The organism is Moraxella lacunata (assembly GCF_900453205.1).
GTDB lineage: Bacteria > Pseudomonadota > Gammaproteobacteria > Pseudomonadales > Moraxellaceae > Moraxella > Moraxella lacunata_B.
This window is the reverse complement of sequence record NZ_UGQU01000003.1, coordinates 469754-494260: the sequence shown is the minus strand read 5'-3', so window position 1 is coordinate 494260 and position 24507 is coordinate 469754. Positions and strand designations below refer to the sequence as shown.

Below are 24507 nucleotides of genomic sequence, written 5' to 3'. Positions count from 1 at the left end.
GTGTTATTATAACAAAATTATCCCAAAAATCCATTTGCCAAATATATCAAAAACAGGTAATATGCCTTTTGATTTTTAGTATTTTAATAGGAAAAGTTATGAGTAACACCGCCCCCGAATTTCGCATTACCCTATCAGGTCAAATCACCCCTGCTGATGTGGCAGAGCTTGCCCGCATGGGAGTAAAAACCGTGGTAAACAACCGCCCAGACTTTGAGGAAGAAGGACAGCCGACATCTGCTGAGATTGAGCAGGCGTGCCAAGCTCACGGTATCGCCTATAAACAAATTGCCTTTGCAGGTGGTATGATGGACATGAACCACGTCCAAGCCTTTGCTGATTTTTTTAATGAAACCGAACGCCCATTGCACATCTTTTGCCGTACGGGCAACCGCTCAAACAACCTTTTGACTGCCGCCAGAGAGCGGGATTTGCTTGATGAAGAGTGATTGATATTTATAAAAAGCAACTGTTTGGGTTGCTTTTTTATCGCCAAAAATCTACCAAATAACAATTTTTCTCAAAACCACTTGACAAACCGTCCACGATAGATTATATTCGTATGCAAATGAATACAAAATAATACAGGGTGTCTGCATGCCAAATACGCCAAGTAATAGCCGAGTGCCGATAAGTGTCCGCATTAGCCAAGAAGACGCTGATTTTATTGCCAGTTTACAGATACAAGGGGCGAATACACCGTCCGACAAAATCCGTGAACTGCTGAGCCAAGCACGCACCTTGCACACCCAAGGGCAAGATTATGAAACCAGTCTATCGCTTGCCGAGCAACAGCTTTACACCGCTCGCCATGAGATTTTGGCACTTGAAAAAGAGCTGGGTGTACATTCGCACATTGTGGCGAGAATTTTTGAGATTTTGCCCGATTTGGTGGCGACCATGATGAGTGATTATCCCAAAACGTGCGACAAATCTGCCCTTATCAATTTTGAAAAACAGGCGATGTGGCGAGTGGTTCGCCTGATGGACAGCGTGTTACAGCTTGCTATTACAGGCAAGGGGGCGGGCTATGATGACAGCGTGCTGGACGAGCTGGATAATACGTTACAGTTGGCAAATTTGATTTATCAAAACAAACCACAAAATGATTAAAACTGAAAAATTTGACCTTGATACACATTTTATAACCATTTATAGAAATTCTAATGAGAAAATTATTAGAAGTGTGATTACTGATTTAAATGGTATTGTTTTGCAAGATGAATTATGCGAATATGACACATCGGGCAATAAAATTTGCGACTGTGTTTATGATAATTCACAAACATTGGTGGCGTATCGTGAATATTATTCCGAGCAAGATTATTTTGGTTATCGTGATTATAAACTTATCAATGGTAAATTTGAACTTTTATTAAGCACAAAACAAGAGTGGCTTATTGCGGATAAAAAACACAAATTTACTTGGTATGATAATCAAGGTCAATTTATCTGTTATGATTTATTTGAATATGATGACGATATTGGCGACATGATTTGGCAATTTTGTTATGATAAAGATGATAACATGGTTAAGCCAAAATATTTGGAGCAATATTGTGATTATTATTTAAAATTTATTTAATTCTCAAATCAAAAGGAGTAGTTATGAGCGAAACCCTATCCTACCGTGTCGGTCGCCTAGTCAGTGGCGGATTTCATGCCATGCTAGACAAAGCCGAAGACCTAGCCCCCATGCTTGCCTTTAACGAAAACTTGCGTGAGCTTGATAAGGCGATTGATGAAGTGCGTGGCGAGCTTGGCAAAGTGGTCGCCCAAAAGCACCTAGCCAGCAAAAAACTGAACGATGAAAACACCCGCCACGAAAGCCTAAACGACAGTATCATGACGGCGGTCAATGTGGGGCGAGACGATTTGGCACAGGTGGGTATTGCCGAGCAAATGGACATTGAGGCACGCATTCCCGTGCTTGAAAACACCATTGCCGACTGCACCGACAAAGAAAAAGAGCTAGAAGGCTTTATCATCGCCCTGCAAGCCAAACGCCGTGAGATAAGCCTAGCCATTGAGCAATATCAGCAGACCTTAGCGACAAGCGGTGCAAATGGGCAGACGGCTGGGGTAAGCAGTCTTGATAAAATTGCCCAACGAGCCGACAAAGCGTCCAATGCCTTTGACCGCACCATGAGCCGTCAAACAGGCATGGCACATAACACAAGCGGTAATGGCAATGCCCAAGGGCTAAAAGAGCTTGAAGAGCTTGCCAGAAATAATCGTATTGCCGAGCGGTTGGCACAATTAAAAATGAAATAGGGTTTGTTTTTAAAATGAATATTTGGTGGGGGTGAATTTAATCATTGGGCGAATGTGATTCGCCCCTACACCCAAGTTTTAAAATCAATTTTTATTTAAATTCAAACCTATTTTTATTTAACCATTCCATTAAAAATCGCCAATAAATAGTTATAAGGATAATCATGCTTGATTTAATTTTTGCACCCCAAAACTTTATATTCGGTGTGGCAATTACGCTGATGTTTTTGTTATTTATCCTAGAAATTGTGGCATTGATGATTGGTGGGGCAAATGATTGGGTGGACGGATTTTTGCCTGACAGTTTGACCGAAGCCCATGCCGAGATTGGCATTGATAGCCCGAATGTGGATACGGGCGTATTTATCCGTTTTTTAAGCTGGCTATATGTTGGCAAAATACCGCTACTTATGCTTATGGTGGTGTTTTTGGCGGTATTTGGATTGACGGGATTTATTTTTCAGTCGGTGGTATATAGCTTGTTGGGATTTTATTTGCCAAAAATCATTGCTGTGATTGTGGTGTGGTTTTTAAGTTTGCCCATTGTCCGTCTATCTGCCAAAGGGCTATACAAAATCCTACCCAAAGATGAGACAACCGCCATTGACAGCAAAGAGCTGGTCGGGCGTGTGGGCGTGATTGTGCTGGGCAATGCCACAGTCAATCAATCTGCCCAAGTACGAGTTAAAGACACGCACGGGCAGACGCATTATGTCATGGCATTTGCCGATACCGATGAGACCCTAACACAAGGCGAGACGGTGCTATTGGTGTCGCAGACGGGCGTTAATTTTCGGGCGATAAAGAATATGAATGGGGTGCTTGTTGATTGATTATGTGGACATTATTAAAAAATTTACCCAATCAAACAATTAAAGACAAAACAATGAATATTGTTTATTGGGAAATTAAAGACGGCAAAGTATATCATCAAGGCAGACTTCACAAAAATGCCGATGTGGATAGTTTTGAAGTTTTTATCAATCCAGCTGTTCAATATAATAAGCATGGCATGATTTTATCGCCATTTTTTGGTCGTGATAAAACACATATTTATTGGGCTTGGACAAAAACCAAATTAGACCGAGAAACTTTTGAAGTATTAGGCTATGGCTATATTAAAGATAAAAACGCCATTTATTTTGAATATGAAAGTAGCATTAAGCCTGTTAAAAATCACGATTTTAAAAGTTTTGTAGTATTGGATAATGGCTATGCGTATGATGATTATCAAGCCTATTATTATGCTCGTGTCTTAACAAAATGCCAAAATCCAAAATCATTAAAACCATTGGGATTTTGTTTTGCCAAAGATAATCAATTTATTTATTGGCAAGGAAGGGCATTTAAAAATATTGACATAAATACCGTGCAAACAATGCCTTGTTCTAAATTTAATTTTATTAAAGATGATAAATATATTTATTATATTTCAAATAAAATAACAAGGTCGGATAACCCTAATTGGGAGCATTTGCACGGTTATTATTCAAAAGATGAAAACTTTGTTTATCATATGGATAAGATTTTGCCCAATGAAAGCCCTAATGATTGGGATAAACAAAAAGCCAAATCATCGCCTTATTGATATGTTACTTTTTAAAAAGGAAAAGTTATGAACCTAATCTCAATTCTTATCACTGCAGGGGTGATTTTGGTTGCCCTAGTCATCTTGGGCTTGATTTTGACTCGCCTGTATCGCCGTGCCAGTAAGGAAGTGTCCTTTGTGCGGACAGGTTTTGGTGGCGAAAAAGTGATTGTAAATGGCGGTGCGATTGTCCTGCCTGTCTTGCACGAGGTGATTCCTGTCAATATGAACACGCTACGCCTTGAAGTACGCCGTGCGTCCGAGCAGGCACTCATCACCAAAGACCGTATGCGTGTGGACGTAACCGCCGAGTTCTATGTGCGTGTCAAACCCACTGCCGAATCCATTGCCACAGCCGCCCAGACCTTGGGCATGAAAACCATGTCGCCACAGGATTTAAAGGATTTGGTAGAGGGTAAATTTGTGGATAGCCTGCGTGCCGTTGCTGCCGAAATGGCAATGGAAGAGCTACACGAAAAGCGGGTGGATTTTGTGCAAAAAGTTCAGCAGGTCGTTTCAGAAGATTTGTTCAAAAACGGCTTGGAGCTTGAAACCGTGTCCTTGACAGGGCTTGACCAGACGGGATTTGAGTATTTTAATCCCCAAAACGCCTTTGACGCTGAGGGTTTGACACGTTTGACCGAGACCATTGAGATTCGCCGTAAAAAGCGAAACGACATTGAGCAAGACACCGATTTGGCGATTAAAACCAAAAATCTAGAAGCCGAACGCACCCGCCTACAAATCTTGCGTGAAGAAGAGTACGCCAAATTAGAGCAGGAGCGAGAAATTGAAATTCGTAAAGCCGAGCAAGAGCGAGAAATTGCCGTTCGCCGTGCCGAGCAGACGGCTGAGATTGCCAGTCAAGAAGCAAGCAAACAGCGTGAAGCCGAAGAAGCCCAAATTGCCGCCAAGCGTGAAGTGGATTTGAAAAAAATTCTTGCCGAGCGAGACATTGAAAACGAAAAAATCCAAAAAGAACAACGCATTGAGCAAGCCGAAGTAGAACGTAAAAAGGCGATTGAGCTTGCCGAGCAAGACCGTGCCATTGCCGTTGCTGAAAAATCCCGTGCCGAATCCGAAGCCAAAGCCCAAGCCGACAAGGCACGAGCGGCAGCGGTCAAAGAAGAAGAGAGCGTGATTACGGTGCGTGAGACCGAGCGAGCCGAGCGTGCTAAGGCGGTGGAGCTCATCTCAGCAACCGAGCTTGCTCAAAAAGATGCGATTGCCATTACAGTTGCCGCCGAAGCCCAAAAACAAGCGTCCATTGACCAAGCTGAGGCGGTGCGTATCAGTGCCGAAGCCGAAGCGGAAAAATTACGCCTACAAGCCAAAGGTGAGGCGGACGCTCAGATTCTGCTTGCCGAAGCCAAAGAGCGTCAATATCAGGTGGATGCAGACGGGACAAAAGCGGTCAATGAAGCGTCCAACGTGCTGTCAAGCGAGCAGATTGAAATGCAAATTCGCCTTGCCCTGCTCAAACATTTGCCCGAGATTATCCGTGAAAGTGTCAAGCCCATGGAGAACATTGATGACATTAAGATTTTGCAGGTCAATGGCTTGGGCGGTTTTGGGGCAAGTGGCGAGACAAGCGATACCACAGCAAATGCTAGCCTTGCCGACCAAATGGTCAATTCTGCCTTGCGGTATCGTAGCCAAGCCCCGCTTGTGGACAATCTGTTAAAGGAGATTGGGCTAAATGGGGCGGACATTAACGGACTGACAAATGGACTGGATAAAGGCGTAAATAAAGACTAAATCAAAAATGGCAAAAACCCACAATGGTAAGTTGTGGGTTTTTTATTTAACGCACAATTTTATCAATAATACACCTTGCAATTTTCCATAAATAACTACGAATGCGTGGCTTGATATAATACTGAATCATACGTTTTAATTCACGTTTGATAAAATTGTCTCTATTTGACATGATGATTCTCTCTTTTTTATGGCGTTAGATATTAGTTATTCGGCGTTCGTTGCAAATTTTTAATATCATTGGGGCTTAATTTTAATTCGCTTTCATTGCTTGGCGTGGATTCAATGACTGTTTCAGGGACAAAGCGAATTTGTAATTTAATCGTGCGATTTTTAAAGGTATCATCAGCGATTTTTTGAATGGCTTTTTCTAATTCATAAACTTGGGCTTGGCTTGGAGGCTGGCTACCTTGAATGACCGCTCGCAAGATATGCACTTTTTGTTCTTTGTTAATACTTGATGATACCAAATAATTGGCTTGATGTTCTATGCTTTTTTCAATTAAGGCATTGCTTTGGCGTTCAAAATTTTGCTCATTTAAAGTATGGCTAAAATTAAAGGATAAATACCCACCAATCACCACCAACGCCATTAACACGGCAAAATTTCTTTTTAAAAATTGCCCAAGTTGCCCCAATTTGCCCACGTCATCATCATTGAGCGTTCTACGAAAACCAAACAGCCACAATACAAGAGCATTGGTAAATTGAATGGCGAGCATGTTGGTAACGGCAAGCAATAACGCCCCCATTGCCAACGAAAAATGCCCTGCCGACAGCAAAATCCCACTTGCCGTCAAAGGCGGAACAAGGGCAGTCGCCACCGCCACACCCACCACCGCCACCGATAGGTTGGGCGAGACCATGGCATACGCCCCTGCTGTACCGCCTGCCAATGCCACCACCAAATCCATGGTCGTGGGCGATGTGCGTGCCAAAATCTCGCCCGTCATCACATGGTCGGGGTATAAAAAGCCCAGCACCATACCAATGGCAAAAATCAGCAAAATCCCACCGATTAAGGTTTGGAACGAAGTTTTGAGCAAGGATAGCCGTGCATCAATCACCGCCAACGCCATGCTGGTAATGGGCGAGAGCATCATCGCCACCAGCATTGCCCCGATGACCACCGCAGGTGAGTTGGCAAGCAGTCCATAACCTGCAATCACTGCCGACAAGCCATTCATAATAAAGAACATTTTGGTCGGCAATGCCCCTGCTTCTATGCTGATTCGCACGTCTTTGTGATTGATGGTTTTTTCGCCATGCTTTTTGGCGATAAGCGTACGAACAATGTCGGCTTGGTGTTGTTCGATTTTGTCTAATTCTTTTTCGGTTTTTAAACTATTGTTTTTTAATTCGCTATTTTTTAAATCATCTGTTTTGTGAGTTTCTTTTTTATTGGATTGGTTATTTAAAGCGATGTTTTTGATTTCATCATTTGGTTTTAAATTATCTTTACTTTTATCAGAATTTATAATTTTTTCTTGGTCGGTATTTTTATTGTTATTTTCATGATTTTCTTTGTCATCGTCTTTCTCATTGGCATTATCGGACAATTCATCATTGACTGTTTTGACAATATTATCTAATTCATTGTCATCAATGCCTTGTTTTTTAAGTTCATCAAGTTCGTCTTGACTAAATTCAACATCATCGTTTTGGGTGTCTTTATTGTCGCCCATAAAAAACCTTATTTATGAATGAGAAATAGGGCAAATTGCAATTCGCCCCTACAATTTTAATCATTTTCAATAATGATAAATTAAAATCACCTAAAATTATTAACCCTTATCCAAAATCATCGCATCGCCATAACTAAAAAAGCGGTATTTCTTATGAATGGCATGAGCATAGGCGTTTTTGATGTTATCCGTCCCTGCAAAGGCAGATACGAGCATCAGAAGCGTGGATTTTGGCAAATGAAAATTGGTAATCAGCCTATCCATCACACCAAATTCATAAGGCGGATAAATAAAAATCTGCGTATCGCCAGCAAACTCGGCAAGCTGTCCGTCCACACGGTGCAAATGGGCGGTCTCCAATGTGCGAGTTACGGTCGTCCCCACGGCAATGACTTGTCCGCCTTGTGCCTTGGTAGCATTGATTTTGTCGGCAGTTGCTTGGGGCAAGTGGGCGTATTCGGCGTGCATGATGTGGTCAGTCAAATCGTCCGTTTTGACAGGGGCGAACGTACCTGCCCCAACGTGCAAGGTGACAAAGGCAATTTCCACCCCTTTATCGGCAAGCTTTTGCAAAGTTTCATCATCAAAATGCAAACTGGCGGTCGGAGCGGCAACGCTTGCCTGCTTGGTAGGGTCATGAAACACCGTCTGATAGCGGGTGTCATCCGTGTCATCTGCCATGCGTTCAAAATAAGGCGGAATCGGCATTTGTCCATAACGCTCCAAATCCGCCAAAATCGGTGCATCAAATTGCAAGACAAACAAATTCTCCGCCCGTCCGCACATGACCGCACGCATACTCCCGTCCGCTAGGCTCACCGCCTGTCCCACCTTTAACGCACGGCTAGAGCGTACATGGCAATGGGCGATGTGGTTATCATGGTCGGTAATGCGTTCTATCAGAACTTCCACCGCTCCGCCCGTGTCCTTGACCCCAAATAGACGGGCTTTCATGACTTTGGTGTCATTTAAAACAAGTAAATCGCCTTTGTTTAACAAATCAGGCAAATCGGTAAAATTAAGGTCGGCAAGCGTGTCGCCTTGCACGTGCAATAGGCGAGAGCTTGAGCGTACGGCAAGCGGATAACGGGCAATGAGTTCGTCGGGCAAATGGTAATCAAAATCAGCGGTGAGTAGGGGTGTTTTCATAAAATTTTGGTTAAATAAAAGAGTTATTTTACCAAAAAGCCCAGCGATTTGCTTGTATTTCTCATGTTTGCAAACTGGTATTTCTCATTCCTAAACTAAGCCTTTTGGCTAAATTGCAAAGTCGGCAAAAAAGGCGTATCATATAACCATTATTTTTAATGAATGTTTTACCATGCTGATGAATATCCAAAACACCGCCCCACGTCCTACATCGCCCCACCCCATTTTAAACTTAGGTTTTCGCATATTTTTTGTGGGGTCGGCGGTCTTTGCCATACTTGCCATGTTGTTATGGCTTGCCATTTTGCAGGGATTTGCCCCGTTTAAAGGCACGTTTAACCCCTTTTATTGGCACGCCCATGAGATGATTTTTGGTTATGCGTTGGCGGTGATTGCGGGATTTTTATTGACCGCCGTCAAGACGTGGACAAGCCAACCCATGCCCTACGGCTGGCATTTGGGGGCGATATTTGGGGCATGGGCGGTCGCTCGCCTGCTCTGGCTTGGACTGCATGCCACGCCAAGCGTTGCCATGCTTAGTGTGGCATTTGTGTTTGACTTGCTCTTTTGGGGCATGACCGCCTACTCGGTCATCAAGGCGGTGTGGGTCGCTCGCCAAAAACGCCAAATCGGTATCGTTGCCAAACTTACCCTGCTCATGCTTGCCAACATCGCCTTTTATACAGGGGTGTTTTTGGACAGCACCACCACACAACAAATCGCCCTGTATGGGGCGTTGTATCTCGTCATCGGCGTGGTATTTACCATTGCCAGACGGGTATTGCCGTTTTTTATCGTCAAGGGCATTAGCGTGGATAACAACGGCAAACCCAATGGCTTAAATATAGAACAAAAAAATTCGGCACTATTAGACAGAATGAACCTAGTCGGATTTTTTGGCTTTATCGTGTTTGATTTATTTGTCAAATCGCTCATGCTCGCCAGTGCCTTTGCTCTGGTTTGCGTGATTGCCAACATTTGCCGTCTTAAAAATTGGTATCACCCTGCCATTTGGCAAAAGCCCTTACTGTGGTCGCTTATCATCGCCTTTGGAGGCATGACCGCAAGTTTGCTGTTCTTTGTCGTATTGCCTTTTGTTGATACGAGTGTGAACGTGCATTCGCTCGGCTTGCATGGGCTTGCCCTGTTTGGCGTGGGACTCATGACCGTTGCCATGATGGCTCGGGTATCGCTTGGACATACGGGGCGAAACATTCATCAGCCCCCAAACACCGTGAGTGCGATGTTTATCCTGATGACAATCTCTGCCCTATGCCGTGTGGTCATGCCGATGTTTGGCGGTGATTATATGACGTGGGTACTCATCTCGCAAGTGGCGTGGGTGTTGTCCTTTGGGCTGTTTTGCGTGTCGTATGTGGGAATTTTGGCAAAACCACGCACTGATGGACTGTTTGGCTGATAGGCAAGGATTTTAAAACATGATAGAATGATAAAATAATGAAAATATGAGCAATGAGACGATTATGTTTAACCCTTTTAAAAAGAAAATCCACATTAATATGAGCGACATTGACAAGGTGTTGCAGGATTTTCGCCTGTATGGTCAAGCCCTGCCGACTTTTATTGATGATAAATCCTTGCATGATGACATCCTTGACGTCGCCCTAAGAGTACATAAGGATGCCGACCAAGCCGAGCTTGAACGTGTGTATCACGACCTGCGTGCCAGATTACATCTCATTGGTGTGGCAGAAGTGAATTTAAATGTCGTCTTATCCGACAAAGTCGCCCCCACCGACACAACCGCCAGTGCCGTGCAAACCCACACGCCCCAGTCGTCAAATCAAATCCCAAGCCACGCCACAGACGACACCCCCACCAAATCCGCCCCCAAACAATCAGACATCGCCCCCCACCCCCGCATTCGCCACATCATTGTGGTCGCCAGCGGTAAAGGCGGTGTGGGCAAATCCACCACCACGGTCAATATCGCCCTTGCCCTACAAAAACTCGGCAAAAAAGTCGGCATCCTAGATGCGGACATCTATGGCCCGTCCGTACCTGATATGCTGGGCGTGGCAGGGGTCAAGCCTGCCGTTGAATATGACCAATTCGTGCCGATAGATGCACACGGCATTGCCATGCTCTCCATTGGTAATTTGATTGAGAGCGATAACACCCCTGTGGCGTGGCGTGGGGTCAAGGCGACAGGGGCGTTAATGCAACTGTACAGTCAAACCAACTGGCCCACGCTTGACTATCTCATCATCGATATGCCCCCCGGCACAGGCGACATTCAGCTCACGCTCGCCCAGCGTATCCCCGTAACAGGGGCGGTCATCGTTACCACACCCCAACACATCGCCCTGCTAGACGCCCAAAAAGGCATGGAAATGTTCTTTAAAACTGATATTCCCGTCATTGGCGTGGTTGAGAATATGGCGTTGCATACCTGCACCAACTGTGGTCATGTCGATGCCATTTTTGGGGCGGACGGCGGAGCAGAGTTGGCAGAGAGATACCAAGTGCCACTTTTAGGGCAACTGCCACTTGCCACCGATATTCGCACGCAAATGGATAAAGGCGAGCCGTCTGTCATGGCAGGTGATGATTTTGCGGTGTATTATGAAAACATTGCCAAAAATATTGATGGGCAAATAGGCAAATTTGACAAAGGGGCAAGCGGGCGGATTTTTTAAAATGGTATAAATAACGTGCATTTATAAATAGTGCATGGTTTTGGCAGTTTTACCACCCCATTACCACACCATTCATCATCTGCCACGCCCCCATCATGGCAATGGCACTGACCACCGCACACAGGGCAAACACGCCCTGACTGGTGCGACCTAACTTCTGACTCATCGCATGGCACAGCCCCAACACCACCCCCATCATCATGCCCCCAAGATGCCCTGCCACATCGATACCAGGTATGGCAAAGGTCATGACAAAGTTAATGCCCATGATGAGTGCCAAGCTCTTGGTATTTAGTCGCCACTTCTTTGCCGAGCCAAGCATTGATAAAGTCAAAAGCAACATGCCCAGCCCCATGATACCGCCCGACGCCCCTGCCGACAGCCCCACCCCTTGCACGCCCTCTTCTTCTATCCGTCTTAGGGTCATGTATAGGTTTAACAGATTGCCCGCCACCACCGACAGCAAAAACACCACCAAAAACCGCCACCATCCCAATATCTGCTCGCTGACCATGCCAAAATAATACATGGCAAAACTGTTAAATAGCAGATGAATCACCCCAATATGCAAAAAACCTGCCGTCACCAGTCGCCACGGCTCATCAATGAGTGTCAATGGCAAAAAATTCGCCCCATAGCGAATCAGCTCCTGCCCTGTCTGCTCGTCAATGTTTATCCCATTTGCGACCTGTACGCCCATCACCGCCACAAAGCTGATGATAAGCAGTAAGGTTGTCGGGGCGGTTTTAGAGAGTTGTATTAAAGTCATGGTGATAAAATGCTAAAAAGTGAAAGTGAAAGTTAGTTAATTGACGGAATGATTTTTGTCATATTAAAATAAATTTATCAAATAAATTTTGTGGTATAAAATTGATAAAACAGCAGGACACAAAAATAGCAATACAAAAACACCAACCCATCAACACAGCTCACGCACCGCCATGACAAATCGCCGTCCGCCCAGTCCTGCCACGTCCGTACGCATGAGTGTGTCCGCCCGACCCAAAAACCCATCTCTACCCATCAGGCTCGCCCCCAAACTCATCAAATGCGAATTTTCCAGTTGGCAATCCACGAGTGCCACGCCCTGCCGTTGGCATAACTGCATGAGCCCCCAAAATGCCACCTTTGAGCTGTCCGTTACCCGATGAAACATGCTCTCACCACAGAACATCGCCCCGATATTTAGCCCATACAGCCCGCCTATCAACGCACTAGCTTGTGGCTCACCTTGCCATATCTCCACGCTCACCGCCACACCAAGCTCGTGCAGTGCAGTGTACGCCTGTATCATCTCATGCCCTATCCACGTCTCATCGGCATAGGCTCGTGGCTCACTACACGCCTGTATCACCTCGGCAAAGGCGTGATTGGTCGTCAGCGTCCATGTGGTTTGGCGAGCCTTACGAATGAGCGATTTTTTAGGGATAAAGTCGCTGGGCGTTAGCACACATCTGGGATTGGGTGACCACCATGTTATCGGCTCGTCATGAAACCACGGAAACACCCCAGAGCGGTAAGCGTGCAACAGCGTTGCCACCGACAAATCCGCCCCCACGCCCAAACACTCTTGGTCATCAGATAAGGTTTGCACCCCTTGTCTAAAATCATAATGGCAATCATCGGCTAAGGCGTGGATTTGGTGAATGTTTATCATAAATAAAAAGGTTAATTTAAAAATTTAAAAAGTAAAAAATAAGGTGTGATAAATTATGATTGGTATTGTTAATTCAACATACCCATGGGTGGTTTTGTAGGGGGCAAATTTTACAATATACAGCTAACAAAATTGAATTTTACCACGGAAACTGTTCGCCCTAAGCTATTTTCCGTCATGGTTCGACAGGCTCACCACGAACAAAAACCGTAGCACTTTTTCATTTTGTAGAGTGTATCTTTCAACTGAACAATTTTATGATTAATCAGTGAGTTTGGGTAAATTTATTTTCCCATTTATCATTTTAAAAAACATCTTGGAGCACTCCTACCATTGATAATATTTTAAATCAATTTTATGAAACAAAAATCTACCCCCACCAGCAACCCATCACCTAGACCGCTTTAAATTTTAAAACACACCCCCATTAATGGCAAGTGTTATTTTCAATTCAACAAAACAGAGAACATTATGTTAAATAAAGATTATCGCCAACGCTTTTTTATTGAGCATTCGCCCGTGCGTGGCGATGTGGTGCGACTGTCCGACAGTTTTACCACCGTGATTAGCCAAAAAGATTATCCCCCTGCCATCAAGGCCTTATTGGGCGAGATGTTAGTGTCGGCAAGCCTGCTCATCGGCACACTCAAAATTGACGGCAAACTATCCATTCAACTGCAATCATCAGACGACAGCTCGCCCCTGCGTTTTGCCATGGCAGAGTGCGACCACTCATCAGGACAAGAGCTGGGGGCGGTGCGTGCGTTGGCAAGTTTTGACAACAGCGATGATAAACAGGCGTTTTGGCAGTCGCTTGACACTAGTGATGACGCTTTTGCCGTCATCAAAACAGGCGTGCTATTTATCAGCATTCACCCCAACTTTGGCGAGAGCTATCAAGGCATTGTCGAGCGTGTGAGCAACAATTTAGGCGAGTGCCTAGCCCACTACCAAAAACAATCCGCCCAAATCCCCACCATCATCAAACTTGCCACCGATGAGACCACAGCAGGCGGACTGCTCGTGCAACTGTTGCCCCAAACAGACACCGACAAAGAGAACGACCCTGACCTATGGGACAGATTAAGCGTACTCACTGGCACCATCAAGGCGGACGAGCTGACCGAACTGCCTGCCGATGAAATCCTATATCGCCTGTATCACGAAGAAGATGTGGTACTGCCCGAACCCACCCCGCTTGGCTTTGCTTGTACTTGCTCGCCCGAAAAAAGCGAAGGGGCGATTTTGCAACTAGGACATGATGAGGCCCTAGAAGTCGTGGACGCTCATGGCGGTACACTCACGCTCGATTGTGGTTTTTGTGGCAGAGAATACCGTTTTGACAAAGATGATATTAAGCAGTTATTTGCATAATACGTCCTACCCCACCAACGCCCACTGTCATGCAGTGGGTTTTTATTGGTGAAAAATATTGGTATAATGGGCGATATATTATTATCATGGAGATGTCATGATTGTAGAAATCCCCCAAGAATTACAAGTGATGATAGAGTACCGTGCCAAACAACAAGGCATATCATCACACGCCTTTGCCGTCAAAACCTTAGAGCAGGCGGTCAATCCAAGTTATGCCAATGGCGATTTTAATTTTGATTTGGCACGCATAGACCAATCTATTAAAAGCGGACGTATTGATGTGCCTGATTTTGATGATATGGATGAATTTTTGGCATGGGTAAATTCATGAAAGTTATTTTTACCCCACAATTTAAATTATGGCTAAAAAATTATCCAAAAGCCGACCAAATTAAAATCGGTTTGTTCGTAGAACACGTCAAACAGTTTGGACTTAACAACTTGCAAGGACGCAACAAATCATCAGACAACGTCCCCACCGATGACCCAAATTGGCTACAAAAAGTCAAATATGCCCAAGCCTATCGCCTGTGGCATTACCATATCGGCATACCTGATTATGCAGGCGAATTTGGCGACATGACCAGTGAATACATTTTGCATTATCAGCGTTTTGATGATGAGATTGTCATCGTGGATATGTCCGCCCACCCACCTTTTGAACTACCTAGCATAGACCGCCTAATCCAACCATGCCAATCCCCACCCACATGGACGGTAAAACCGCCGACATCGCCAAAGACGGCTTTTCGGTCATGTATGAGTTTTACCCAAACCACCCCAGAGATTACCCCATTTATCATGATTTTGATGACAGCATGGTATTGTTACAGCATTTACCAACGTTGTTGATATTTGGTGTACTGGCAATCAGCCTTGGCAATGTGTGGCTCAATATCTTTATGGGCAATCAGTCGTTTTGGAACGCCCTGCCCTTTACGGTGATTTATTTATTGCTTGCCAGATTTGCCTTGTTTTTGTTGTACGCTCATATTTTTATGTGGCGACATCATAATACGATGATTGAGATTGATAAAGAGTATATTGCTTTTGTCAAGCATTATACTGACCGTGAAAAAAACGGTCATCGGTTTTGATAGGATTTATCATGCCGAGCTAAAACAACGCACCCAAACATGGTACAAAATCGTGTTGTATTATGTGGAATTTAGCGATGACGGTCTTTATTACAAAAAGCACAAAAGCACGATTGGTTACGCAAGCAATCTATTTGGCATGGGTGAGCGAGCAAATCACATCGTAGGCGACATCATACATACCATGCAAGCGTATCATGACAGTCATGACGTGAATTTGCCAAAAGTGAATTATATTAAACAAAAATTCTTTTAATTAGGGTGTGCCTGCCTTTGGTATTTGCAATGAAAAATGCTTGTTTAAAAAGCAGGGGAATCACACGTTTTTCAAGGAAAAAGCTTGGGGCTGTGAGTCTTCTATCAGACAAGTTTTTGACTTCGAGCCACAAGATTTAGCCATTTTTCATGCAAAAATTAATTTAAAATGTTAGGTTTTTAACTTATTGTATAAAAATGTTATCAATGGTAGGCTCGCCCTAACAATAAACTACCGATACAACGTCCGCTCATTTAACAAATCAATGTCCGCCTGTTTTAGCTCAAAATTATGCAAATCCTGCTCATTGGCATAGGGGTACATAAGAGCAGTAGGGTCATCATTATGCCCGATACTAAGGGCATGACCCAACTCATGAGCCAGCACCAACCGCAAATCATCGATATTTTCAAATTCATAAATATCAATCTTATGCCCGTCAAACTGCCCCTTATGAAACTCTCGGGGCGTTAGGCGAGCATTGACATGGTCAATGGCGTGATTGATATGCCCCGCCTTATGATTGATGTCATCTACCGCTTGGTTAAAGGCGTCTTGGGAGAGCTGATAAGCGTCAATTTTGGCATTTAGGGCTTGCTGATTGGCTCGCAACTGCTTTTCTATGCCTAGCAAGCGTTGGCGTTCGTTTGGGTCATGGGTATGATTAATGAGATGAATGGTGTGGTTATATTGCTCTTGCCAAGCGGTCAGCTCGGTTTGCAGACGGCTAAACTCATCGTGCAACGCCTGTCTTTGGCGTGCCAGATTGTCCGAGTCTCGCCTGTGATTTTGTTGTAGCGTGTCAAGCTCTTGCTTGATTTGTTGGCGTGCCGTGGTTTCCATTTGTCGCTCATCATAGATGAGATTGATACTCACTTTTGCACTGTCATCATAGACAAACCACTGCCGACCCGTGCCGTCATGCCATATCATCACCGCTTCATGAGCAAGGCGTTTGACTTCGTCATGACTTAGCCCAAAACGCTCGTCCACATCGCCAATGCGATACCGCACTCGCAAATCGGTCGGATAAGTCAGCCGATGAATCAAGCTGTTGTAGCGAACCTGTGGCTCGGTGTGGGTCTGATAAGAGAAAAACCCAAGCACCAACACCACGCCTGCCAATATCATCAGCCGAATGATTTTTAACAACGTCATTTATTTATTCAAAGCAGAGAATGACTACCGCACCAAATTCATCTAACAATTTAAAGATTAATCCAACAATTTAAAAAAATGCTCACGATAATGACGTAACTCACGAATAGAATCACGGATATCATCTAATGCCAAATGCGTACCGCCCTTTTGATAGCCACGAGCGACATCAGGTCGCCAGCGATAGCACAGCTCTTTGACACTAGACACATCTAAGTTACGATAATGAAAAAACGCTTCAAGCGTGGGCATTTGTCTTGCCAAAAACCGTCTGTCTTGACAAATGGAGTTACCACACATGGGTGACACCCCTTTATCCACCCACTTTGACAAAAATTCAATGGTCGCCTGCTCGGCATCTGCCAATGTTACCGTACTACGGCGGACACGGTCGGTAAGACCCGACTCTCGGTGCTGGCGAGTACACCATTCGTCCATGCCGTTTAGCACCGTATCGGGGACTTTGATGGCAAACACAGGACCTTCGGCAAGAATGTTAAGATTGTCATCGGTAACAATGGTCGCAATCTCAATAATCTCATCTTTTTGGGTGTCAAGCCCTGTCATTTCTAGGTCAATCCAAATGAGTGCTTTTTTGGGTTTTTGGGTGGGTTTGGGATGTGTGATATGAATCTTGGACATGATGTTCCTAATTTGGGTAAATTATCTCTTGGACAATCTGATATTATAAAGAAAAAAGCAAGGAATAAAAACAAAATGGGACAACCGCCCCACTTTTAGGGCGTGCCTGCCTTTTGTATTTGCAATGAAAATAGGGGAAATCGCACGTTTTTCAAGGAAAAAACTTGAGGTTGATAGTTATTCTATCAAGCAAGTTTTTGACGATGAAAAACAAGATTTAGCCATTTTTCATGCAAAAACGATTGATTTATTTGTAAAATATTTCTATGTTGTAAATAGTGTTATAAAGGGCAGGCACGCCCTAACCAACCAATCAACTAAATCGTTTGGGAGCTTCGTCATAGACATGGGCATGGTATTGTCGCATTTGGCGTTCCATGACCGTGGCTATCGCCGCCGAAATCATGTGCTGACCGATACTTTGGATATGCTCGGCTCCAACCATGTCCTTGATCTTATCAGCAAAGGCAATGCTCACCAACGCTTCATCCGTCCCCACTTCTCGCAGGACGAGCGAGCCACTCTCCACTTCAACAAATTCCAAAATGGCTTCTTTGGCACCAAAACGTGGTCTACCCCGCTCATCTGTGGTTGACTCATCGCCCTGCTGTGCATGAGTTTCTTCACTGATGTCTACCTTGACCGCTTTTTTGCGGGTGCGTTTTGGCTTGGCAGTTTGATTGTCGGTTTGGCTTTTGACTTGATTGTCAGTATCTTCGGTGTTTTTGGTCTGACTGGCTTTGGTTTGTTTTGGCTTGTTTTGGTCTGCCTTAGCTTTTGCTTTTGTGCTTTTTGGCTGACCTGCGGTGTCGCTCACCGCTGGCACATCGCCTACTTGTACATCAAGGGCGACATCTGCTGGGTCTTTTTTCTTGCGGGTGCGTTTGGGTTTGTCTTGCTTAGGCGTTTGGGCAGAGACAGACACATCATCTGTCATCACGCCCTGCTCTGCCTGCTTGTCGGATTGCTTTGCCATAAGATTGCCTACTCTTAGCGTACTTTTATATCATTAAAAACCATCCTTATATTATGGCGGTTATGTCGGCAAATTTCAAGTAAACTGCCAAGCTGCATTTCCCTTTTATCCATCATCATACGCTTATTTTTTTAAGCGATAAACACCCAAACATCAAATAAAAGCATTTGCTAGATTTTTACAAATAAATATAAAGATAATAACTGTTATTATTTACAAAGATAATTTTTTAAGGTAAAATGCCTTGTTTGTTGTCATTTTGTATGTATTCTTACAGCTTGATAATACCCACAGGACTTTTGTTTTATTTTTATAGGCATGACTCTATGCGTCAATACAACTTTCCCAAAAAATCATTGCTCGCCCTACTCATTCCCACCATGATGTGCCACACCATACAGGCTCATGCTGATGACAGCCCAGAACCCGAAGTGCATCTTGGACATGAGACGATTACCATTAGTCGCACACCCCAAGAGGAAGTGGGCGAAGAGATAGTCACACGCCGCAAGCTCAATGAGCAGATGGTGCAAGATAACCGTGATTTAGTGCGTTACAACCCCGAAGTGGCAGTTGCCGAGACGGGTCGTTTTGGCAGTAAGGGCTTTGCTATTCGTGGCGTTGATGAAAACCGAGTATCCATGAGTGTCGATGGCATGGCTTTACCTGAATTAGAAGTCAATCAAATATATATGCCTTACGGTTATATGTATAGTGGTCGTCTTGCAATTGACCCTGAAATTATGAGAAATATTAGCATTCAGACAGGGGCAGACTCTCTTGCCTCAGGTAATGGCTCGCTGGGAGGTGCCGTTAATTACACTTCAAAAGAACCCTCCGATCTTATTGGAAGTGGCAATAATTTTGGTGGGTATGCTAAAATTGGTTATACCAGTAAAAATGAAGAAAAAATGGCAGCTGTTGGTCTAGCAGCTAGTACCGAAAACCTAGAAGGACTGGTTAATTATGTTCGCCGTGAAGGTCATGAGCTCAAAAATCATCGCATGGAGGGACATAATTCTGACAAATTAGCCATTGATTACAATTTCCCTGCTAATGAAGTAGGAACAAGAGGACTACTCCCCGACCCAAGCGATTATAAAAGCGATAATCTTCTGGCTAAAATCTACTATCATGTCAATGACGAACATCGCTTTGGTATATTTGGCAATTATCTTAGTCGAAAAGACCATAGTTATGCTATCACCAAAGGCACATTATCAAGCCAACGCCGTATGGCTTATGACGAAGCAAATATGGAAAGTTATGGTATCAACTATCGCTATCTACCCGAATATAGCCAATGGCTAGATAAGACAAACATTGAATTTACTCATCAAAAAGTGGAAGGAATTGCTCATACTGATGTACGTTTTACAAGTTGGCGTACTGGCTTGGTTGATTTAAACGATGCTTACACCGCAGAACATCGCCCAACATCTGACACCACCAAACAATTTCGATTAAGCACTGATTTTCTCCCAATCGACTTTGATAAATTTGGCTCACATAAATTTAGCACCAGTTTCCAGTATGCTAATAAAGACTATTCTGCAACACCCCAAAATAAAAACATTTGTCCAGGTAGTAGCAAATGGATGTGTAATGGTTCTGATAGTCTTGCTAATGACACATTTGTCTACATACCCAACATAGAGCGTAATATTTTTTCATTTGTGGTCTCTGATGATATCCGACTAAATGACAAATTAGATGCACAACTTGGGGTAAGGTATGATAATTATAAATACAAACCAGAATTTACAGATTATCAAAAATCATTATTTAGCAGATTCCCAGATGCAGGTTATGGATTGTTGCAGAATAATACTGGTCGCAACAATAATATCTGTGATCAATCCTATGGTTTTAGTTCATGGTTTTACAATCCAGCTAAATTAGCTGCGTGTTATGCAGAAGTAGCTGATTTTCGGTCCTACCGAGAAAAATTCCAACAAGCATTTACAAACAATCACCCCTACAAAGAAGATGCTGTTACTTATAAAATCGGCTTTGGTTATCAGCTTAATGATAATTGGAAAGCTAGTTATAAATATTCCACTGGTTTTCTAATGCCAACCGTTACTCAGCTTTATAGTGCGTTTAGTGGTATGGGTGTACGTGAAGAACCTGGATTTATACACGGTCTTAAACCCGAAACCTCAAAAAACCATGAATTAGAATTCAAAGGCGAGTTTGATACATTTAGTGTTAAGTTAGGCGGATACTATGTAGATTATAAGGATTTTATTAACATCAAAATTGAAAATAGAGATTTTGGTGGCGTTGGCTATGACACCATTAATTACTATAATGTGGACTCTGCCAAGACTTATGGTGGACGTATCGGTGGCACATGGGATATTTCCGAAATGTCCAAACTAAATGGCACATTGCAACTAATGGGCGAGTATGCCATTAGCAAAGATAGCACCAGTCGAGGAACAAATCTTATCGCTAATATGCCAGCCAACGGTGTCGTCGGCTTTGACTATTATGCCGCTGACGATGGCTATGATATTCATGGACGTTTACGTTATGTTGACTCAAAGAAAGCAAGTGATGCCAAAATTGACGGTCCAAACAATACCGTTACTGTCTCCGACTACCTACCATACAGTAAATCCTATACCCTATTTGACCTATATGGTACCAAACGTTTTAACAATGGATTTAGTGTCTCAGCAGGTGTTTATAATATCTTCAATGAAAAATACCATAGTTGGGAGACATTAAGAACTTTTATGGGTGCTAGAAATATCAATGCTATGGTGAGTGGTGATGGCATGGAGAGATACACCTCACCAGGTCGTAACTACGCATTATCGCTAACCTACGAATTCTAATAAGCCCAACCTTTGTTATAGACCTATCTTATGATAGGTCTTTTTAATTACCAATTACAACAAAACACACCATTGAGCAATGCAATTTTCGTTCATAGCAAATTCATTAAATCATGACAAAATCCACTTTTTGGCAAGCTTAAGACCAAGTTCAAACAAATGGGTCTCATGACAAACTCCAAATCATTAGGGCGTGCTGAGACTTTATGGCACTATTTGCAAATGATAAATATAGCTATTTAACTTCAAAAACCACCAAAACCGTTCGTCCTGAGCTAAGCCTGCAGGCAGAACGGTTTTCCATCATGGGCAGGCAAGCTCACCACGAACGAAAAACTTAAGATGGTACATCTTGAGTTTAATTAACCATATTTTAGGTTTTGCATCAAAAAAACAACTCCTATACCACAATGTTCGTATACATTTAAATCTTAAGAATTTCTAAAAATATTTAGATACACACTGTAACATTATTTATTATTATGTTATAATATATCCTATCATATAGGAGATTTATTATGTTTAATTACAAGAACCTATCTTTAACCATTTTCTTGATTTTAAGTCAGACAGCAATGGCTAATGAAACAATCACGTCACCAGAAGACGACGATGGCGTGCCAACTGTAGAATTAGCACATGAAACCATCGTCATCAGAACCAATCTACAAAGCTCAGCTTTTGGCAATAAGGGCATTAGCGACTTACTCATTAAACAAGGCTCGCTAAAACAACGAGCAACCACGCTAGGCGATGCCTTAGATGGCGAGCTAGGCATTCATTCCAATCAATTTGGTGGCGGTGCTTCAAACCCCATCATTCGTGGGCAAGAGGGCAAACGCATTACCATTTTACAAAACAATGCAGATGTCATTGATATGGCACATTTATCGCCAGACCACGCTGTAATGGTGGATACTGTGCTTGCCAATCGTGCTGAGGTCGTGCGTGGAGCAAGTACCTTGTTGTATAAATCAGGTAATTTGGCAGGGGCGGTTAATATTGTTGATAATAAAATTCCAACACAATTACCTGCCAAGCCTATTGAGGGGGAAGTTGGCGTGAGATTTAACACAGGGAATAACGAAAAACTTGCCACAGGCGGTATTAGTGCACAGCTTGGTAATCATTGGGTGGTGCATGCAGAGGGTCTGCACAAAAGTGCAGGCAACTATTATACGCCCAATTATGTTGCACAAAAGTTTGATACTTGGGAAACCCTAGACCGTTATGTCAAAGCCCCACAGCGTTTGGCAAGCCTAGAAAAAGAATGGAATGCCCTAAAAACAGGAACACCTTTATCTTGGCGTGATAAGACTTATTTTATTCAAGATGAGGCGGGGTATCTTAAACAAAAAGCCATTTTGGATAAAGATTTGGCAGGTCTAAAACAAGAGCCACACAACAATTTACCAGAAAGCTGGGCAGATTCCAAAGCAGGCAGTGTTGGCTTATCGTGGATTGGCGATAAAGGCTACATTGGCGTTGCTATCAGCGAACGCAAAGACCAATATGGCTTGCCTGCCCACAATCATCTATATGAAGGGTGTGGTGTGATTTCCACCCACGACAGTCTGCGAGATAAGCCTTATTTGGCAAGGTATCCGCAATTGCTTGATGAAGATGACATTAACTACATCAATCCTCGTCCAGATTGTGCCACGCACGCCCACGAAAATTTTAACCATTCACACGGTGTACACAAAAAACACGACCACAACACACCACCTTATATTGATTTAACCACTCGCCGTTATGATTTACGCACACAATGGAATAATCCTGTCTCTTGGGTGAGTAAAATTCGTGGTAATATTGGCTATGTAGATTATCAGCACGATGAAAAAGAGGGCGATGTGGTGAGTACTTCGTTCATCAACAAAGGCAAAGTGGCACGCCTTGAATTAACTCACGATTTAAGTAGCCGCCTAAAAGCCTTGTGGGGTGTACAATATATTCAGCAGGATAATCAAGGATTATCACCACAGACCGAGTGGCGAAAATTACCGTTATTAACGCAAAATAATTTAAAAAATCAAAGTATCTTTGCAATGGGGCAGTACGATACAGGCAAATTACAAGTTGAATTGGCAAGCCGTATTGAAAAACAAAAAGTGGCTATGGATTATGATTTGGATTATATTGAAGAGGTAACTCGCCGTCGCCATACTCGCCTCACACCAGAAAAATTAGAACAGGTGATTGCTTATGGTAAAGATGCTGCCAAACCACATCAACAAACTGCTCATTCTTATGCGTTGGGCGTACATTATCAATTTTTGCCTAATTATAAATTGTCCTTAAATATTGGCAAGCAAGAGAGACTACCCAATAGCCAAGAGCTTTATACGCACGGTATGCACCTTGCAACCAATTCCTTTGAAATTGGTAATCGCCATTTAAGCAAAGAGCGTGCCAAGCATTATGAACTGGGGCTAAGCTATCAGGGCAATAAATTGGATTATCAACTGTCAGGCTATCTGTATGATTTTGATAATTATATTTATTTGCATACCATCAATGAGTACTTGGGCACTGCCAAAGTCGCTCACCCATTACAATTACGCATCAATCGCTATGACCAGAGTCCTGCCAGATTTTACGGCTTTGAAGGGAAAATCGGCTATCAATTTAATGACACTTATTATGGGTCGATTTTTGGCGATTATGTGAATGGAAAATTGCACGATTTACCACCCATTGTCAGTGATTTTAAGAAGGGTTGGTTTGGCAATCCTGATACCAAAACCTACATCAAACCTGATGACCGTTATACGCCACGCTTGCCACCGATGCGATTGGGTGCAAAATTAAATGCCAATTTTGATGAAAAATGGTCCGCCAATGTGGAGTATGTCAGAACTTTTGAACAAAAGAAAACTTCCAATTTTGAAAGCCCAACCAAAGGACATCATTTAGTCAATATTGGCGTGGACTATCAAAATGCAATTGGTGCATCAGAATATTCGATTTTCTTTAAAGCCAATAATTTGTTAGACCAAAAAGTCTATGCCCACGAAACCTATTTGCCTTATATTCCACAAATGGGACGTAATTTCATGGTAGGGCTAAATTGGAGGTTCTAATAGATTTTCTACAACATTAACTTTCATTTTGACCTAAATTATGTCTTTGGAGCAATTTCTTTATAATTTAGCAGGTTGCCACGGACGAAAATTACCATGTCATTCACGTTGCAAGGCACATCTTTGTGGTCAGACCATCTTTTTGAAAAAAGCTTGACATCTTATTATATTACTGTATAATTGGCATCCAAAAGGGGACGTGGCGAAATTGGTAGACGCACTGGATTTAGGTTCCAGCGGGGCGACCCGTGAGAGTTCGAGTCTCTCCGTCCCCACCATGTTTTAACTCAATCGTGAA

At 43.3% G+C, this 24507-nt stretch carries 25 protein-coding genes and 1 tRNA gene; 18 read left to right on the top strand and 8 right to left on the bottom strand.

Features of this window, described 5'->3' with window-relative positions; translation table 11 throughout:
- The first annotated feature begins 98 nt into the window (after positions 1 to 98).
- The 7 genes from DX073_RS11410 (at position 99) to DX073_RS11380 (ending at position 5620) form a co-directional block, all read left to right on the top strand.
- Positions 99 to 449 carry a protein tyrosine phosphatase family protein gene (locus DX073_RS11410; RefSeq protein ID WP_115008155.1) on the top strand — a complete coding sequence of 117 codons (351 nt, stop codon included), beginning with the start codon at positions 99 to 101 and terminating at the stop codon, positions 447 to 449.
- Positions 450 to 597: 148 nt separating this feature from the next.
- Positions 598 to 1113: a hypothetical protein gene (locus tag DX073_RS11405; protein ID WP_115008154.1), complete on the top strand. Its 516-nt coding sequence runs from the start codon at positions 598 to 600 to the stop codon at positions 1111 to 1113.
- Positions 1106 to 1585 carry a hypothetical protein gene (locus DX073_RS11400; RefSeq protein ID WP_115008153.1) on the top strand — a complete coding sequence of 160 codons (480 nt, stop codon included), beginning with the start codon at positions 1106 to 1108 and terminating at the stop codon, positions 1583 to 1585. Before DX073_RS11405 ends, DX073_RS11400 begins: the two co-directional genes overlap by 8 nt.
- 23 nt (positions 1586 to 1608) lie before the next feature.
- Positions 1609 to 2274 (top strand): PspA/IM30 family protein, encoded by a 666-nt coding sequence (locus DX073_RS11395; protein ID WP_115008152.1) that lies wholly within the window; start codon positions 1609 to 1611, stop codon positions 2272 to 2274.
- 164 nt (positions 2275 to 2438) lie between these two features.
- Positions 2439 to 3107, top strand: a complete 669-nt coding sequence (locus tag DX073_RS11390) for a YqiJ family protein (RefSeq protein ID WP_115008151.1) — start codon at positions 2439 to 2441, stop codon at positions 3105 to 3107.
- Positions 3108 to 3160: 53 nt separating this feature from the next.
- A complete protein-coding gene (locus tag DX073_RS11385; protein WP_181814437.1) occupies positions 3161 to 3862 on the top strand; it encodes a DKNYY domain-containing protein in 702 nt (233 codons plus the stop codon).
- Between the two features lie 27 nt (positions 3863 to 3889).
- Positions 3890 to 5620: a flotillin family protein gene (locus DX073_RS11380; RefSeq protein ID WP_062500942.1), complete on the top strand. Its 1731-nt coding sequence runs from the start codon at positions 3890 to 3892 to the stop codon at positions 5618 to 5620.
- Positions 5621 to 5666: 46 nt separating this feature from the next.
- On the opposite strand, the gene DX073_RS14785 is transcribed toward DX073_RS11380, so the two are convergent.
- The 3 genes from DX073_RS14785 to queA all read right to left on the bottom strand — a co-directional run bounded on the left by DX073_RS14785 (position 5667) and on the right by queA (position 8454).
- Positions 5667 to 5792: a hypothetical protein gene (locus DX073_RS14785; RefSeq protein WP_258556940.1), complete on the bottom strand. Its 126-nt coding sequence runs from the start codon at positions 5790 to 5792 to the stop codon at positions 5667 to 5669.
- A 31-nt stretch (positions 5793 to 5823) separates the two neighbouring features.
- Entirely contained in the window at positions 5824 to 7305 is a 1482-nt protein-coding gene (locus DX073_RS11375) for a DUF389 domain-containing protein (RefSeq protein WP_115008149.1), read from the bottom strand.
- A gap of 99 nt (positions 7306 to 7404) precedes the next feature.
- Positions 7405 to 8454: a tRNA preQ1(34) S-adenosylmethionine ribosyltransferase-isomerase QueA gene (gene queA, locus DX073_RS11370; protein ID WP_115008148.1), complete on the bottom strand. Its 1050-nt coding sequence runs from the start codon at positions 8452 to 8454 to the stop codon at positions 7405 to 7407.
- Between the two features lie 172 nt (positions 8455 to 8626).
- Here queA and DX073_RS11365 point away from each other — a divergent pair, with 172 nt between their 5' ends.
- Together DX073_RS11365 and DX073_RS11360 are read left to right on the top strand one after the other, a co-directional pair.
- The gene (locus tag DX073_RS11365) at positions 8627 to 9874 is read left to right on the top strand and encodes an NnrS family protein (RefSeq protein WP_115008147.1); all 1248 of its coding nucleotides are present in this window, start codon (positions 8627 to 8629) and stop codon (positions 9872 to 9874) included.
- 64 nt (positions 9875 to 9938) lie between these two features.
- Positions 9939 to 11114 (top strand): Mrp/NBP35 family ATP-binding protein, encoded by a 1176-nt coding sequence (locus DX073_RS11360; protein ID WP_115008348.1) that lies wholly within the window; start codon positions 9939 to 9941, stop codon positions 11112 to 11114.
- Positions 11115 to 11163: 49 nt separating this feature from the next.
- Here the strand turns inward: DX073_RS11360 and DX073_RS11355 are convergent, their stop codons facing one another.
- Together DX073_RS11355 and aat are read right to left on the bottom strand one after the other, a co-directional pair.
- Positions 11164 to 11883, bottom strand: coding sequence for a rhomboid family intramembrane serine protease (locus DX073_RS11355; RefSeq protein ID WP_115008146.1), 720 nt, complete (start codon positions 11881 to 11883; stop codon positions 11164 to 11166).
- A gap of 150 nt (positions 11884 to 12033) precedes the next feature.
- Positions 12034 to 12771 (bottom strand): leucyl/phenylalanyl-tRNA--protein transferase, encoded by a 738-nt coding sequence (aat, locus tag DX073_RS11350; RefSeq protein WP_115008145.1) that lies wholly within the window; start codon positions 12769 to 12771, stop codon positions 12034 to 12036.
- A gap of 471 nt (positions 12772 to 13242) precedes the next feature.
- Between aat and hslO the strand changes: the two genes are divergently transcribed.
- From hslO to DX073_RS11325, 5 genes are all read left to right on the top strand, one after another.
- Complete coding sequence (hslO, locus tag DX073_RS11345; RefSeq protein ID WP_115008144.1) at positions 13243 to 14145, top strand: Hsp33 family molecular chaperone HslO; 903 nt, start codon at positions 13243 to 13245, stop codon at positions 14143 to 14145.
- A gap of 97 nt (positions 14146 to 14242) precedes the next feature.
- Positions 14243 to 14479, top strand: a complete 237-nt coding sequence (locus DX073_RS11340; protein ID WP_029102278.1) for a hypothetical protein — start codon at positions 14243 to 14245, stop codon at positions 14477 to 14479.
- Positions 14476 to 15000: a hypothetical protein gene (locus DX073_RS11335; protein WP_220186747.1), complete on the top strand. Its 525-nt coding sequence runs from the start codon at positions 14476 to 14478 to the stop codon at positions 14998 to 15000. Before DX073_RS11340 ends, DX073_RS11335 begins: the two co-directional genes overlap by 4 nt.
- A complete protein-coding gene (locus tag DX073_RS11330; protein WP_115008143.1) occupies positions 14967 to 15245 on the top strand; it encodes a hypothetical protein in 279 nt (92 codons plus the stop codon). The genes DX073_RS11335 and DX073_RS11330 overlap by 34 nt, the downstream gene beginning before the upstream one ends.
- A complete protein-coding gene (locus DX073_RS11325; protein WP_115008142.1) occupies positions 15220 to 15501 on the top strand; it encodes a hypothetical protein in 282 nt (93 codons plus the stop codon). The genes DX073_RS11330 and DX073_RS11325 overlap by 26 nt, the downstream gene beginning before the upstream one ends.
- Positions 15502 to 15732: 231 nt before the next feature.
- Here DX073_RS11325 and DX073_RS11320 read toward each other — a convergent pair whose 3' ends face one another.
- From DX073_RS11320 to DX073_RS14780, 3 genes are all read right to left on the bottom strand, one after another.
- On the bottom strand, positions 15733 to 16659 hold the full coding sequence (locus tag DX073_RS11320) for a matrixin family metalloprotease (RefSeq protein WP_115008141.1): 927 nt from the start codon (positions 16657 to 16659) through the stop codon (positions 15733 to 15735).
- Positions 16660 to 16716: 57 nt separating this feature from the next.
- The gene (gene orn, locus DX073_RS11315; RefSeq protein WP_062499725.1) at positions 16717 to 17301 is read right to left on the bottom strand and encodes an oligoribonuclease; all 585 of its coding nucleotides are present in this window, start codon (positions 17299 to 17301) and stop codon (positions 16717 to 16719) included.
- 313 nt (positions 17302 to 17614) lie between these two features.
- A complete protein-coding gene (locus tag DX073_RS14780; RefSeq protein ID WP_258556939.1) occupies positions 17615 to 18277 on the bottom strand; it encodes a hypothetical protein in 663 nt (220 codons plus the stop codon).
- 326 nt (positions 18278 to 18603) lie between these two features.
- Between DX073_RS14780 and DX073_RS11305 the strand changes: the two genes are divergently transcribed.
- The 4 genes from DX073_RS11305 (at position 18604) to DX073_RS11295 (ending at position 24487) form a co-directional block, all read left to right on the top strand.
- Complete coding sequence (locus DX073_RS11305; RefSeq protein ID WP_181814436.1) at positions 18604 to 21123, top strand: TonB-dependent hemoglobin/transferrin/lactoferrin family receptor; 2520 nt, start codon at positions 18604 to 18606, stop codon at positions 21121 to 21123.
- A gap of 206 nt (positions 21124 to 21329) precedes the next feature.
- Complete coding sequence (locus tag DX073_RS14775) at positions 21330 to 21464, top strand: hypothetical protein (RefSeq protein ID WP_258556938.1); 135 nt, start codon at positions 21330 to 21332, stop codon at positions 21462 to 21464.
- A gap of 177 nt (positions 21465 to 21641) precedes the next feature.
- Entirely contained in the window at positions 21642 to 24209 is a 2568-nt protein-coding gene (locus DX073_RS14940) for a TonB-dependent receptor (protein WP_115008139.1), read from the top strand.
- Between the two features lie 193 nt (positions 24210 to 24402).
- Positions 24403 to 24487, top strand: a tRNA-Leu gene (locus tag DX073_RS11295).
- Positions 24488 to 24507 lie beyond the last annotated feature (20 nt).

Coding starts and splice junctions, on each gene's coding strand:
- DX073_RS11410 (WP_115008155.1), top strand. CDS start 99: ATGAGTAACACCGCCCCCGAATTTCGCATTACCCTATCAGGTCAAATC.
- DX073_RS11405 (WP_115008154.1), top strand. CDS start 598: ATGCCAAATACGCCAAGTAATAGCCGAGTGCCGATAAGTGTCCGCATT.
- DX073_RS11400 (WP_115008153.1), top strand. CDS start 1,106: ATGATTAAAACTGAAAAATTTGACCTTGATACACATTTTATAACCATT.
- DX073_RS11395 (WP_115008152.1), top strand. CDS start 1,609: ATGAGCGAAACCCTATCCTACCGTGTCGGTCGCCTAGTCAGTGGCGGA.
- DX073_RS11390 (WP_115008151.1), top strand. CDS start 2,439: ATGCTTGATTTAATTTTTGCACCCCAAAACTTTATATTCGGTGTGGCA.
- DX073_RS11385 (WP_181814437.1), top strand. CDS start 3,161: ATGAATATTGTTTATTGGGAAATTAAAGACGGCAAAGTATATCATCAA.
- DX073_RS11380 (WP_062500942.1), top strand. CDS start 3,890: ATGAACCTAATCTCAATTCTTATCACTGCAGGGGTGATTTTGGTTGCC.
- DX073_RS14785 (WP_258556940.1), bottom strand. CDS start 5,792: ATGTCAAATAGAGACAATTTTATCAAACGTGAATTAAAACGTATGATT.
- DX073_RS11375 (WP_115008149.1), bottom strand. CDS start 7,305: ATGGGCGACAATAAAGACACCCAAAACGATGATGTTGAATTTAGTCAA.
- queA (WP_115008148.1), bottom strand. CDS start 8,454: ATGAAAACACCCCTACTCACCGCTGATTTTGATTACCATTTGCCCGAC.
- DX073_RS11365 (WP_115008147.1), top strand. CDS start 8,627: ATGCTGATGAATATCCAAAACACCGCCCCACGTCCTACATCGCCCCAC.
- DX073_RS11360 (WP_115008348.1), top strand. CDS start 9,939: ATGTTTAACCCTTTTAAAAAGAAAATCCACATTAATATGAGCGACATT.
- DX073_RS11355 (WP_115008146.1), bottom strand. CDS start 11,883: ATGACTTTAATACAACTCTCTAAAACCGCCCCGACAACCTTACTGCTT.
- aat (WP_115008145.1), bottom strand. CDS start 12,771: ATGATAAACATTCACCAAATCCACGCCTTAGCCGATGATTGCCATTAT.
- hslO (WP_115008144.1), top strand. CDS start 13,243: ATGTTAAATAAAGATTATCGCCAACGCTTTTTTATTGAGCATTCGCCC.
- DX073_RS11340 (WP_029102278.1), top strand. CDS start 14,243: ATGATTGTAGAAATCCCCCAAGAATTACAAGTGATGATAGAGTACCGT.
- DX073_RS11335 (WP_220186747.1), top strand. CDS start 14,476: ATGAAAGTTATTTTTACCCCACAATTTAAATTATGGCTAAAAAATTAT.
- DX073_RS11330 (WP_115008143.1), top strand. CDS start 14,967: ATGGTATTGTTACAGCATTTACCAACGTTGTTGATATTTGGTGTACTG.
- DX073_RS11320 (WP_115008141.1), bottom strand. CDS start 16,659: ATGACGTTGTTAAAAATCATTCGGCTGATGATATTGGCAGGCGTGGTG.
- orn (WP_062499725.1), bottom strand. CDS start 17,301: ATGTCCAAGATTCATATCACACATCCCAAACCCACCCAAAAACCCAAA.
- DX073_RS14780 (WP_258556939.1), bottom strand. CDS start 18,277: ATGGCAAAGCAATCCGACAAGCAGGCAGAGCAGGGCGTGATGACAGAT.
- DX073_RS11305 (WP_181814436.1), top strand. CDS start 18,604: ATGCGTCAATACAACTTTCCCAAAAAATCATTGCTCGCCCTACTCATT.
- DX073_RS14775 (WP_258556938.1), top strand. CDS start 21,330: ATGGCACTATTTGCAAATGATAAATATAGCTATTTAACTTCAAAAACC.
- DX073_RS14940 (WP_115008139.1), top strand. CDS start 21,642: ATGTTTAATTACAAGAACCTATCTTTAACCATTTTCTTGATTTTAAGT.